Origin of the sequence: Streptomyces sp. NPDC091371, from assembly GCF_040684275.1 — a bacterium.
Lineage (GTDB): Bacteria > Actinomycetota > Actinomycetes > Streptomycetales > Streptomycetaceae > Streptomyces.
The window spans coordinates 403494-416489 of sequence record NZ_JBFBFP010000002.1 but is presented as its reverse complement, the minus strand read 5'-3'; the positions used below and the strand labels follow the sequence as shown (position 1 = coordinate 416489).

Genomic DNA, 12996 nt, shown 5'->3' with positions numbered 1-12996 from the left:
CGAGCACCGCTCAGCCCTCGTGCCATGGAGGCCCCATGAAGGCGATCGTCCAGGACCGGTACGGACCGCCCGACGTCCTGGAGTACCGGGAGGTCGACCGGCCACAGCCCGGCGACCACGAGGTACTCGTCAAGGTCCGCGCCGCCGCGGTCAACGCGGCCGACTGGCATCTCATGCGCGGTGACCCGTACGTCGCCCGCCCGGTCCTCGGGCTGCGCCGGCCGAAGGTGCCGATCCGGGGCCGCGACTTCGCGGGCACGGTGGAGGCGGTGGGCCGGGGCGTGACCGGGCTCCGCCCCGGGGACGAGGTGTACGGGGAGGCCGACGGGGCGTTCGCCGAGTACGTGTGCGCCGCGCAGGACGTCGTGGGCCGCAAGCCGGCCGGCCTGACGTTCGAGCAGGCCGCGGCCATACCGCTGGCCGGGAACACCGCCCTGATGGGCCTGCGCGATCTGGGGAAGGTGCGGCCGGGGCAGCACGTCCTGGTCAACGGCGCCTCGGGCGGCGTGGGCACGTTCGCCGTGCAGATCGCCAAGGCGCTGGGCGCGGAGGTGACCGGCGTGTGCAGTACCCGGAACGTGGACCTGGTCCGCTCGCTGGGAGCGGACCACGTCGTCGACTACACCCGGGAGGACTTCACCCGGACGGGCCAGCGGTACGACCTCCTCCTCGACCTCGTGGGGAACCGCACGCTGGCCGAGTGCCGGCGCGCGCTGACGCCGACGGGCGTGCTCGTGCTGTCCGGCGGCGGCGTGTCCGATGGGGGCAGCCTGTTCGGCCCGATGGGCCTCATCATCCGCGGATCGGCCATGTCGCTGTTCGGCCGGCGGGTCCGCGTCCTGACGGCGAAGCCGAGCACGGACAACCTGGCGGCGCTGCGCGAGCTCGTCGAGGGCGGGAAGGTCACCCCGGCCGTCGACCGGACCTACCCGCTGAGCGAAGCTGCCGAGGCCATCCGCTACCTCGAAGTGGAGCACGCGAGCGCCAAAGTGGTCATCACCTGCTGAGGGTGCATCAGCCTCGCCGGGCCTCCTGCTCGATCGGTGCACCGCTCTCGGAGTCGATGAGGATCCGGTCGCCCACCGGCCGGGTCAGGGTGACGGTGACGTTCTGCATGCGCATGGCCAGGTCGCAGCCCTGCCCAGGGGCCGGCTCCTTGCCGGGCAGGATCCGCCCGGCGAGGACCACGGTGTCCGTGCCTTCCAGCACGTCGACGGCCACACCGCCGTCGCAGCTTCCGTGGCCCGCCGTCACCTCGAAGGAGGCGGTGTCCGGGGACCCGGCCGAGTGGCCGGAGATCCGGGCCGTGCCGCCGCCCGAGAGGCCCAGCGGTTCGATCGGCGGCTTCGGCAGCTCCTGCGGCCGGATCGCGATCTGCGCCAGCGGGGTGTCGTAGCCCTCGATGGTGAACAGCCAGGCGGGCACCTGGGCCTGGCCCCGGCTGGTCCGTACGGTCGTCTCGCCCAAGCGGACGGCCGTGACCGGCACGGGGCGTTCGCTGCCCGCCGGGGCCTTCGGCTGGGCGAACTGCCCGTACGCCTCCCGCGCGCTCAGCAGCGGCAGGGTGAGCTCGCCTCCGCCGGCCCAGCGGATGGGGGCGGCCGCCGGCGGATCGGCGGGCAGGTCGGCGCGCAGCTCGAAGTGCCCGTTCACGGCGGCGAGCTTGTCCTCGGAGCGGAATCCGCCCGGCGGCGCCCAGTCCAGCGCGCCCAGCGGGTGGAAGCCCTCCCGCCACTGTTTGAGGGCCGCCGAGCCCTCCCAGGCCGCGGCCACCTGCTGCATGCGCGGCCGGGTGTCGGCCGGGGCGGTCCGCTCGCTCCGCCCCGGCGGCTCCACGCGCGCGGTCGTGCCGCATCCGCCTGCCAGCACCGCCACCACCAGGGCGCCCAGCGCCACCCCGGCTCGCGCAATCCTCGCCGCCATCGCAATTCCCCCTCGCCTCGGACCGATTCGGGGATGGGACGGGTGCCGCCCCGCGGTGGTTCCGCCTCCGCTTACTCCGCCGGGCGAGCCAGCGCCGCGGTGGCGGCCATCCGCATGCCCTCGGTGAACTCCTCGGCGCTGGCGGCCGACTTCGGGTCGAACAGCCACTGGATCATCAGGCCGTTCAGCAGCGCCTGGTAGAAGGACCCGAGCGTCCGCTCGTCCCGCTCGCTGATCTCCTCTTCCGGGGTTCCCGTGAGCATCGCGATCAGGCCGCGGCGCCCCTCGCCCTGGGAGGCCGCGATCATCGCGTACAGGTCCGGGAGCCGGTCGCGGGAGAGCGCGATCTCCAGGCTGGCCGCCCATACCGGGCCGGCCTGCTCGCGCTGGGCGAGGAAGCCTTCCCAGACCGCGCGGAAGCGTTCCAGCGAGCCGCCCTCTCCCGTCACGCCCTCCTGGAAGCCCGCGCCCAGCTCTTGCATCAGGGCGACGAACGCTTCGGCGAGCAGCGCGTCCTTGGAGCCGTAGTGGTAGCCGATGGAGGCCAGGTTCGCGCCCGAGGCCTTCACGACGTCACGCGCCGTCGTGCGCACGAAACCCTTCTCGACCAGGCATTTCTTGGCACCTTCGAGCAGATCTTCGCGATGTCCCATGCCGCCACCGTAGCAAGACGGACGTCACAGACGGAAGTTCAAGACAACCGATCCATACGGCCGTCATAGACAAACGTTTATGACGTCTGTACATTGCTTCTCATGACGAACCCCAGCGCCACCGCGCGTCTCGCCGGCCGCCGCGAATGGACCGCGTTCACGGTCCTCCTGCTGCCTCTGCTCCTGGTCTCGATGGACGCCTCCGTCCTCTACTTCGCCATCCCCGCCATCACCGAGCAGCTGGACCCGAGCGCCACCCAGCAGCTCTGGATCTTCGACAGCTACGCCTTCGCCCTCTCCGGCCTGCTGATCACGATGGGCTCGCTCGGCGACCGGATCGGCCGCCGCAAGCTGCTGCTGATCGGAGCGGCCGCCTTCGGCCTCGCCTCCATCGGCGCCGGCTACGCCACCAGCGCCGAGATGCTGATCGCGGCCCGCGTGCTGCTCGGCATCGGCGGCGCGACCCTGATGCCCTCCACGCTGGCGCTCATCCGCAACCTCTTCCAGGACGACAAGCAGCGCGGCAAGGCCATCGCCCTCTGGTCCGGGGCCATGACCGGCGGCATCGCCCTCGGCTCGGTGCTCAGCGGCGTGATGCTGAACCACTTCTACTGGGGCTCCGTCTTCCTGATCAACGTGCCCGCGATGCTGCTCCTGCTGGTCCTGGCCCCCGTGCTGGTCCCGGAGTTCAAGGACCCCGCCCCCGGCCGCTTCGACCTGCTGTCCGTCCCCCTGTCCATGGCCGCCGTGCTTCCGGTCGTCTACGGGCTCAAGGAGATCGCCGCCGAGGGCGTCACACCGCTCTACCTGGCCTGCCTGCTCGTCGGCCTGGCCTTCGGATACGTCTTCCTCCGCCGCCAGCGCACCCGTGAGGACGCGATGGTCAGCCGGTCGCTGTTCCAGGGCCGCGGTTTCGGGGCCGGCGTCGGCCTCAACACGATCGCTGCCTTCGTCATGCTGGGCTCTGCCTACTTCACCACCCAGTACCTGCAGTCCGTGCTCGGCATGGGCACCCTGGAAGCCGCGCTGTGGAGCCTCGCGCCCTCGGTCGTCATCGGTGCCGCCGCCCCGGCCTCCGCCGCCCTGGCCCAGAAGGTGGACCGGGCCTACGTCATCGCCGGCGGGTTCGTCCTCGCCGCCGCCGGATTCGCCCTGATGGCCCTGGTGGGCACCGACTCGCTGTGGCTGCTGCTGACCGGCGCCGGAGTGCTCGCCTCCGGCATCGTCACCGTGATGTCCCTGGTCTCCGACATGGCGCTCGCCTCGGCCCCCGCCGAGAAGGCCGGTTCCGCCGCCTCGGTGCTGGAGACCGGCCAGGAGTTCGGCGGCGCCCTCGGCATGGCGGTCCTGGGCTCGCTGGGCACCGCGGTCTACCGCAGCGACCTCGCCGACGCCGACCCGGCCGTACGGGAGACCCTCGGCGGAGCCGTGGCCGTCGCCCACCAGCTCGGCGGGGAGGCCGGCGCCCAGGTGCTGGCCCTGGCCCGGGAGGCCTTCGTCCACGGAATGCAGTACGCGGCCTGGGGCGGCACGGCGCTGCTGCTCGGGGCGGCGCTGCTCGCCGCGGCCCTGATGCGGGGAATCGGAACCCCTGCCCCGGCCGCGGCGGAGCCGGCCGGAGTTCCCTCGGCCCCGGCGAACGAGCCGGCGTACAACTGACGCGCACACGGGAGCCGTACGACGCGAAAGGGCCCGGGGGATCTCCCCCGGGCCCTTCCCCGTACTTCCTGCCGGTCAGCCGAGGCTGACGGTGCGCGCGGAGACCGCGCCGATCTCGGTGGCGATGTCCGCGAGGACGTCGCTCGGGACCTCGGCGTCGACCGTGAGGACCGCGAGGGCCTCACCGTGCTCCTCGGCGCGGGCGACCTGCATGCCCGCGATGTTCAGGCCGGCCTCGCCGAGCAGCTGCCCGACCTTGCCGACCACGCCCGGGCGGTCGGTGTAGCGCAGCACGACCATGTAGTCGGCGAGCGCGAGGTCCACGTCGTACTCGCCGATGCCCACGATCTTCTGAAGGTGCTTCGGGCCCGCGAGGGTGCCGGAGACCGACACCTCCTGGCCGTCCGACAGGGTGCCGCGCACGGTCACCACGTTGCGGTGGTCCGGGGACTCCGAGCTGGTGGTCAGCCGGACCTCGACTCCGCGCTCCTGCGCGAACAGCGGGGCGTTGACGTAGGAGACCGTCTCGTCGACGACGTCCTCGAAGACGCCCTTGAGCGCGGAGAGTTCGAGCACCTTGACGTCGTGCTGGGTGATCTCGCCGCAGACCTCGACGTCGAGGCGGACCGCGACCTCGCCCGCGAGGGCGGTGAAGATGCGGCCGAGCTTCTCGGCGAGCGGCAGGCCCGGACGCACGTCCTCGGCGATGACGCCGCCCTGGACGTTGACCGCGTCCGGCACGAGCTCGCCGGCGAGCGCGAGGCGCACCGACTTGGCGACCGAGACACCGGCCTTCTCCTGGGCCTCGTCCGTGGACGCGCCGAGGTGCGGGGTGCAGACGACCTGGTCGAGCTCGAACAGCGGGGAGTCCGTGCAGGGCTCCTTCGCGTACACGTCGAGGCCGGCGCCGGCGACGCGGCCCTCCTTGATGGCCGAGTACAGGGCGGCCTCGTCCACGATCCCGCCGCGCGCGGCGTTGACGATGCGGACGGAGGGCTTCACCTTGTGCAGCGCCTCGTCCCCGATGAGACCGAGGGTCTCGGGAGTCTTGGGCAGGTGCACGGTGATGAAGTCGGCGACCTCGAGGAGCTCGTCCAGCGTCAGCATCTTGACGCCCATCTGGGCGGCGCGCGCGGGCTGCACGTAGGGGTCGTACGCGACGATCTTCATGCCGAAGGCCGACATGCGCTGGGCGACCAGGACGCCGATGCGGCCGAGGCCGACGACACCGAGGGTCTTCTCGCTCAGCTCGACGCCCGTGTACTTGTTCCGCTTCCACTCGCCGTTCTTCAGGGCGGTGTTGGCCTGCGGGATGTTGCGGGCGGTGGCGACGAGCAGACCGCAGGCGAGCTCGGCGGCGGTCACGATGTTCGAGGTCGGGGCGTTGACGACCATCACGCCGGCCTTGGTGGCCGCGGAGACGTCCACGTTGTCCAGACCGACGCCGGCGCGGGCGACGACCTTCAGCTTCTTCGCCGCGGCGATGGCCTCGGCGTCGACCTTGGTCGCGGAGCGCACGAGGATCGCGTCGACGTCGGCGATCGCGGGCAGCAGCTCGGCGCGGTCCGCGCCGTTGCAGTGCCGGATCTCGAAGTCCGGGCCGAGCGCCTCGACGGTGGCGGGCGACAGCTCTTCGGCGATGAGTACGACAGGTTTCGAGCTCACGTGGGTCCTCACAAGTCCAGTGCGGACGGCCGTCCCGACGGCCGCAGGCGGTGGAGGGGGTAGCCGCGTGGAAGACGCACGACACTGTGGGCCTGACGCGTATGTGTTGAGCAGTGTAGTGGCGCTGACGGACCGGATTTCCGCCTGTACGGAAGGATCACCCGTCCGTGGTTGGCCGCGTTGGACAACCCGGGGCGTCCCGGGCCGGTCCGGTGACGCGCGGCGGGGCCGGGACGCAGTGTCCCGGCCCCGCCGAGTGCGAGATCAGCTCTCGTCGCTGTCGACCCAGCTCATGAGCTTGCGCAGCTTCTTGCCGGTGGTCTCCAGCAGGTGCGCCTCGTCGGCCTTCTTGTACTCGTTGTACTTCGGCAGACCGGCCTTGTACTCGGCCATCCAGGTGTTGGCGAACTCGCCGGACTGGATCTCCGCGAGGACCTTCTTCATCTCGGCCTTGGTGGCGTCGGTGATGACGCGCGGGCCGGTGATGTAGTCGCCCCACTCGGCGGTCTCGGAGACCGACCAGCGCATCTTCTCCAGGCCGCCCTCGTACATGAGGTCCACGATGAGCTTCAGCTCGTGCAGGCACTCGAAGTACGCGATCTCCGGCTGGTAGCCGGCCTCGGTCAGGGTCTCGAAACCGGCCTTGACCAGCGCGGAGGCGCCACCGCAGAGGACGGCCTGCTCACCGAACAGGTCGGTCTCGGTCTCCTCGGTGAAGGTGGTCTTGATGACGCCGGCGCGGGTGCCGCCGATACCGGCCGCGTACGACAGCGCGAGCGCGAAGGCGGAGCCGGAGAAGTCCTGCTCGACGGCGGCGATGCACGGGACGCCGCGGCCTTCCTCGTACTGGCGGCGGACCAGGTGGCCCGGGCCCTTCGGGGCGACCAGGGCGACGTCCACGTTGGCCGGGGGCTTGATGAAGCCGTAGCGGACGTTGAAGCCGTGGCCGAAGAAGAGCGCGTCGCCCTCCTTGAGGTGGTCCTTGATGGACTCCTCGTAGATCTCGGCCTGCAGCGGGTCCGGCGTCAGGATCATGATGACGTTCGCCCACTCGGCGGCCTCGGCCACGGGGACGACCTTCAGACCCTGCTCCTCGGCCTTGGCCTTGGACTTCGAGCCCTCCTTCAGACCGACGACGACGTCGACGCCGGAGTCACGGAGCGACAGCGCGTGGGCGTGGCCCTGGCTGCCGTAACCGATGACCGCGACCTTGCGGCCCTGGATGATGGACAGGTCGGCGTCGTTCTCGTAGAACAGCTCGGCCACTGGGATATCTCCTTGGTGCGCTGGTGTTGCACCCACCGTACGGCGGGGAACGGAATCTGAGTTTTCGGTCTCGCTATGCGAGCGTGAGCGTGTCTGACGCTTCTTGCGTGTCCGTTGCGTCCCAGGTGCGTCCGGCGTTTCCGCCGGACGCCCCCCGGACGTGTGACCGATGCGTCAGGCGCTGCGGTCGAGGGCCCGCAGGCTGCGGTCCGTGATGGACCGGCCGCCACGCCCTATGGCGATCGTGCCGGACTGGACGAGCTCCTTGATGCCGAAGGGCTCCAGCATCTTGAGCATCGCACCGAGCTTGTCGGCACCGCCGGTGGCCTCGATGGTGACGGCCTCCGGAGAGACGTCGACCGTCTTGGCGCGGAACAGCTGGACGATCTCGATGATCTGCGAGCGGGTCTCGTTGTCGGCGCGGACCTTCACCAGAACGAGTTCGCGCTCGATGGCGTTGTGCGACTCCAGCTCGACGATCTTGAGCACGTTGACCAGCTTGTTGAGCTGCTTGGTCACCTGCTCCAGCGGGAGGTCTTCCACGTTCACGACGATGGTGATGCGGGAGATGTCGGGGTGCTCGGTGACACCGACCGCGAGGGAGTCGATGTTGAACCCGCGGCGGGAGAACAGCGCGGCGATCCGGGCAAGAATGCCGGGCGTGTTCTCGACCAGAACGGAGAGCGTGTGCTTGGACATGTGAGGCGTTCTCTCTCTCGGCTCTCTGGGCTCAGTCGTCTTCGTTGTCGCCGAAGTCGGGGCGGACGCCCCGGGCGGCCATGACCTCGTCGTTGGAGGTGCCGGCGGCGACCATCGGCCACACCATGGCGTCCTCGTGGACGATGAAGTCGATCACGACCGGACGGTCGTTGATCGCATTGGCCTCGGCGATGACCTTGTCCAGATCGGCCGGGTCCTCGCAGCGCAGCGCCACACAGCCCATGGACTCGGACAGCTTGACGAAGTCCGGGACGCGGGTACCCATGCGGGGGGCGACGGACTCGCCGAGCTGGGAGCCCACCGCGTCGAAGCCGGTCTCACCCGCGTGCAGCACGGTGCTGGAGTACCGCTGGTTGTAGAACAGGGTCTGCCACTGGCGGACCATGCCCAGCGCACCGTTGTTGATGATCGCGACCTTGATCGGGATGTTGTTCAGCGCGCAGGTGGCCAGTTCCTGATTGGTCATCTGGAAGCAGCCGTCGCCGTCGATCGCCCACACCGTCCGCTCGGGCATGCCGACCTTGGCACCCATCGCGGCGGGCACCGCGTACCCCATGGTTCCGGCACCGCCGGAGTTCAGCCAGGTACGGGGCTCTTCGTACTGGACGAAGTGCGAGGCCCACATCTGGTGCTGGCCGACGCCGGCCGCGTAGATGGTGCCCTTGGGCGCCAGCTGGCCGATCCGCTCGATGACCTGCTGCGGCGACAGGGTGCCGTCCTCGGGCAGGTCGTAACCCAGCGGGTAGGTCTCGCGCCAGCGGTTGAGGTCGTTCCACCAGGCGGCGTAGTCGCCGGTGTTGCCCTCGGTGATCTCGGCCTGGACGGCCTGGATCAGGTCGGCGATGACCTCGCGGGCGTCACCCACGATCGGGACGTCGACCTCGCGGTTCTTGCCGATCTCGGCCGGGTCGATGTCCGCGTGGATGACCTTCGCGAACGGGGCGAAGCTGTCCAGCTTGCCGGTGACGCGGTCGTCGAAGCGGGTGCCGAGGGCGATCAGCAGGTCCGACTTCTGCAGCGCGGTGACGGCGGTGACGGCACCGTGCATGCCCGGCATGCCGAGGTTCTGCGGGTGGCTGTCCGGGATCGAGCCCAGGGCCATCAGGGTGGTGACGACCGGGAGGCCGGTGAGCTCGGCGAGGACCTTCAGCTCGGCGGTGGCGCCGGCCTTCATGATGCCGCCGCCGACGTAGAGGACCGGCCGCTTGGCGGCGGCGATCATCTTGGCCGCCTCGCGGATCTGCTTGGCGTGCGGCTTGGTGACCGGGCGGTAACCGGGCAGGTCCTGGCTGGGCGGCCAGGAGAAGGTGGTCTTCGCCTGGAGCGCGTCCTTGGCGATGTCGACCAGGACCGGGCCGGGACGACCGGTCGCGGCGATGTGGAACGCCTCCGCGATGGTCTTCGCGATGTCCTCGGCCTTGGTGACCAGGAAGTTGTGCTTGGTGATCGGCATGGTGATGCCGACGATGTCCGCCTCCTGGAAGGCGTCCGTACCGATCGCCTTCGAGGAGACCTGACCCGTGATCGCGACGAGCGGCACGGAGTCCATGTGCGCGTCCGCGATCGGCGTCACCAGGTTCGTCGCACCCGGGCCCGAGGTGGCCATACAGACGCCGACCTTGCCCGTGGCCTGCGCGTACCCGGTGGCCGCGTGACCGGCCCCCTGCTCGTGGCGGACCAGGATGTGACGGACCTTCTTGCTGTCCATCATCGGGTCGTACGCCGGAAGGATGCAGCCGCCCGGGATCCCGAAAACGGTGTCGCACCCCACCTCTTCGAGAGAGCGGATGAGGGACTGCGCACCCGTGACGTGCTCAACTGCGGCGGACTGCTGTCCGCCGGAACGGGGCCGCGGCTGCGGATGGTGGGCCCCGGTGGCCTGCTCGGTCATCGGCATTCTCTTCTCGAAGCTGAGGGTTTTACGGGATTCGGCTCTGTGCCAGTGCAACAAAAAACCCCTCGTGCCGGTGGGCAAGCGAGGGGAGCGCGTCGGGTGCGTTGAGCGGGGACATGCTGGTCCCGGCTTCAGCCGACGCGCTTTCCAAGTACGAGAATTCGGGTGCGCATGGCACTGACCCTCCCTCCGGCGGGAGGTGGATGTCAAGTAGGTGGGACAGCCGTCTCATTATGTGAGCCTCTACGGATAACCATGGAGCCCCCGGGGGAACCACCGGCCAGGGCTGGTTGGACTGCTCCGCCCGGTACTGGGAACGTACCGCGCACGAGCGCGCGGCGCAGCCGGTATTCGTCCAGCGGCCCCGAGAAGGCCATCCCCTGGCCGTGTGTGCAGCCCATGGCGCGCAGGGCCATGACCTGCTCGGGGAGGTCCACCCCGTCGGCCACGGAGCGCATGCCGAGGTCGTTTGCGATCCGCAAGAGGCCTGCGGTGATCTTGTGCAGCCGGGGGGACTCGACGACCCCTTCCACCAGGCCCCGGTCCAGCTTGAGCATGTCCACGGGGAGGCGGCGCAGGGCGCTGATGGCCGCGTAGCCGCTTCCGAAGCCGTCCAGGGCGATTCCCACCCCGAGCCGGTGCAAGGCCGTCAGACGGCGCTCCAGGTCGTCGAACGGCACCCTGGGATCGGAGACGGCCAGCTCCAGCACGAGGGCCCCGGAAGGCAGCCCGTGCCTGGTCAGCAAGGCCTCCACGGAACCCAGCGGCATCGCCCGGTCCAGCAGCCGCTGGGCGGTCATCCGGACGGCGACGGGCACGTCGTGCCCGGCCCGGTGCCGGTCGGCGGCCTGCTCCACGGCCTGCTCCAGCAGCCAGCGCCCCAGCTCGGCGGTGCGCGAGGCGTCCGGCCCGGAGCCCGCGCCGCCCGCGCCCTCGCTGTACTCGGCGACCCGGAGGAACTCCGCGGGGGTGAAGAGGATCCCCTGCGCGGAGCGCCAGCGGGCCTGCGCGGCCACCGCGGCGACCTCGCCGGTGGCCAGCGAGACCACGGGCTGGTGCAGCAGGGCGAACTCTCCCTCGTGCAGCGCGGTCCGCAGCCGGCCCGCCAGCTCGGCCTTGCGCACGACCTCGGCCTGCATCTGCGGGGCGTACATCTCCACGCGGTCCTTGCCGCCCGCCTTGGCCCGGTACATCGCGAGATCCGCGTTGCGCATCAGGTCCGAAGGGGTGATGCCGGGGTCGGCGAAGGCCACGCCGATGCTCGCGGCCACCCTGACCTCGCTGCCCCCGATCCGGTACGGCTGGGAGAGGGTGGTCCGCAGCCGGTCCGCGATCTCGTGGACCTGGTACTCACGGGCGCTGCGGTCGCGGCTGCCGTCGCCCAGGATCAGCGCGGCGAATTCGTCGCCGCCGAGGCGGGCGGCGGTGTCCCCGGCGCGCACCGAGTCCTGGAGCCTGCGGGCGGCCTCGATGAGCAGCTCGTCGCCGGCCTGGTGGCCGATGGTGTCGTTGACCGCTTTGAAGCCGTCGAGGTCGATGAAGAGCACGGCGGTGCTGTGGTCCCCCGCGCGCCGGCCGGTCAGGGCCTGGCGCACCCGCCGGGTGAACAGGGCCCGGTTGGGCAGGTCGGTCAGCGGATCGTGCTCGGCGCTGTGCTGGAGCTGGGCCTGGAGCCGGACCCGCTCGGTGACGTCCCGGCTGTTGAGGATGAGCCCGCCCTGGTGGCGGTTGACGGTGGACTCCACGTTGAGCCACTCGCCGCCGCCCGACTTGAAGCGGCATTCGATGCGGGTGGTGGGCTCCTCGGCCGGCGGTGCGGCGAGGAAGCGGCGTACCTCGTGGACCACCCGGCCGAGGTCGTCGGGATGGATCAGGGTGGCGAGCTCGGTGCCGACCAGCTCCTCGGCGTCGCGGCCGTAGACCCCGGCGGCGGCGGGGCTGACGTAGCGCAGGGTGCCGGTGGGCGCGGCGATCATGATGACGTCGCTGGAGCCCTGGACCAGGGAGCGGAAGTGGTTCTCCTTCTGGGCCAGTTCCTGGGTCAGCGCGATGTTGTCGAGCAGCATGATGCCCTGGCGGATGACGAGGGCGAGCACGACCGTGCAGCCGGTGAAGACGACCATCCGGTCGACCTTCCGGCCGTCCACGACGTTGTAGAGGATGCCGAGGGTGCACACGGCGGCCGCGAGGTACGGGGTCAGCGCGGGCAGCGAGCCGGTGATCGGGCGGCTGTGCGGCCGTTCGGCGCGCGCTGCCGCGGCCGGGTCGGGCCCGTGCTGGGGGCGCCGGGCGCCCCAGGGCGCGTACGCGAGGAGCAGCGAGCCCGCGAACCAGCCCGCGTCGAGCAGCTGCCCGGACTGGTACTCGGCGCTGAGCAGGGGCGAGGTGAACAGGGCGTCGCTGAGGACGGTCAGGGCGAGCGCCGCGATGGCGGTGTTGACGGCGGAGCGGTTGGTCTCGCTGCGCCGGAAGTGCAGGACCAGGACCATCGAGACCAGCGCGATGTCCAGCAGCGGGTAGGCGAGCGAGAGCGCCGCGCGCGGGACGCTGCCGGGGGCGCCGGACTGGGCGGTCCGCGCCGCGTGGGCGAGGGCCAGGCTCCAGGACAGTGTCAGCAGGGAGCCGCCGATGAGCCACGAGTCGAGCCCGAGGCACACCCAACCGGCCCGGGTGACCGGGCGTTTGGCGAGGACGAGCAGGCCGACGATGGCGGGCGGGGCGAAGCAGAGGAAGGCGAAGTCGGCGAGCGAGGGCTTCGGCACGGCCTGGCCGAGGATCACCTCGTACCAGCCCCAGACCGCGTTGCCGCTCGCGCCCATGAGCGAGGAGAAGGCGAACAGCAGCCACGCGGGGCGTTCCCGGCTGTCGATCGCGCGGGCGTAGCTGTAGCAGGAGACGGCGGCGAGTAATCCGGCGGCACTGAGCCCGAAGTCGCCCATGATCTCGGCAAGTTCCTCCGAGCCCCAGTTGAGGGCGGCGCCGACGGCGTAGCCGCCGCTGACCACCGCGAGGAGCAGCTGCATCGCCAGGCTCCGGCCTCCGCCGGCACCGGTGCCACCGTGCGAGACGGACGGCCGGTTCAGGAGCGCCGCCCCCGGGGCACTCACCGGTCCCCCTCGCCGGCTGGTTCCGGAGCGGTCCAGTCCCTGCAGCGTCGCCTCCGGCGGCTCTGCCGCATCGGATCCTTCGTCCATTGGCCGTGCATCGCCCGTCGCC

General features: G+C 70.9%; 9 protein-coding genes. 2 read left to right on the top strand and 7 right to left on the bottom strand.

Going from position 1 to position 12996, the window contains the following annotated elements; all coding sequences use genetic code 11:
- Window positions 1–35: 35 nt before the first annotated feature.
- Entirely contained in the window at window positions 36–1007 is a 972-nt protein-coding gene (locus AB0O21_RS04715; RefSeq protein ID WP_365166162.1) for an NAD(P)-dependent alcohol dehydrogenase, read from the top strand.
- A gap of 7 nt (window positions 1008–1014) precedes the next feature.
- Here AB0O21_RS04715 and AB0O21_RS04710 read toward each other — a convergent pair whose 3' ends face one another.
- Together AB0O21_RS04710 and AB0O21_RS04705 are read right to left on the bottom strand one after the other, a co-directional pair.
- A complete protein-coding gene (locus AB0O21_RS04710) occupies window positions 1015–1923 on the bottom strand; it encodes a hypothetical protein (protein ID WP_365166160.1) in 909 nt (302 codons plus the stop codon).
- 71 nt (window positions 1924–1994) lie between these two features.
- Entirely contained in the window at window positions 1995–2576 is a 582-nt protein-coding gene (locus tag AB0O21_RS04705) for a TetR/AcrR family transcriptional regulator (RefSeq protein ID WP_365166157.1), read from the bottom strand.
- Window positions 2577–2678: 102 nt separating this feature from the next.
- On the opposite strand from AB0O21_RS04705, the gene AB0O21_RS04700 reads away from it, so the two are divergent.
- A complete protein-coding gene (locus AB0O21_RS04700; RefSeq protein ID WP_365166155.1) occupies window positions 2679–4235 on the top strand; it encodes an MFS transporter in 1557 nt (518 codons plus the stop codon).
- Window positions 4236–4310: 75 nt separating this feature from the next.
- Here AB0O21_RS04700 and serA read toward each other — a convergent pair whose 3' ends face one another.
- The 5 genes from serA to AB0O21_RS04675 form a co-directional block, all read right to left on the bottom strand.
- Entirely contained in the window at window positions 4311–5900 is a 1590-nt protein-coding gene (gene serA, locus AB0O21_RS04695) for a phosphoglycerate dehydrogenase (RefSeq protein WP_365166152.1), read from the bottom strand.
- Window positions 5901–6164: 264 nt separating this feature from the next.
- Window positions 6165–7166, bottom strand: coding sequence for a ketol-acid reductoisomerase (gene ilvC, locus AB0O21_RS04690; protein WP_365166150.1), 1002 nt, complete (start codon window positions 7164–7166; stop codon window positions 6165–6167).
- Window positions 7167–7340: 174 nt separating this feature from the next.
- Window positions 7341–7865: an acetolactate synthase small subunit gene (gene ilvN, locus AB0O21_RS04685; protein WP_329378942.1), complete on the bottom strand. Its 525-nt coding sequence runs from the start codon at window positions 7863–7865 to the stop codon at window positions 7341–7343.
- Between the two features lie 31 nt (window positions 7866–7896).
- A complete protein-coding gene (locus AB0O21_RS04680; RefSeq protein WP_365166148.1) occupies window positions 7897–9783 on the bottom strand; it encodes an acetolactate synthase large subunit in 1887 nt (628 codons plus the stop codon).
- Between the two features lie 203 nt (window positions 9784–9986).
- Window positions 9987–12803 (bottom strand): EAL domain-containing protein, encoded by a 2817-nt coding sequence (locus tag AB0O21_RS04675; protein WP_365166409.1) that lies wholly within the window; start codon window positions 12801–12803, stop codon window positions 9987–9989.
- Window positions 12804–12996: the final 193 nt, after the last annotated feature.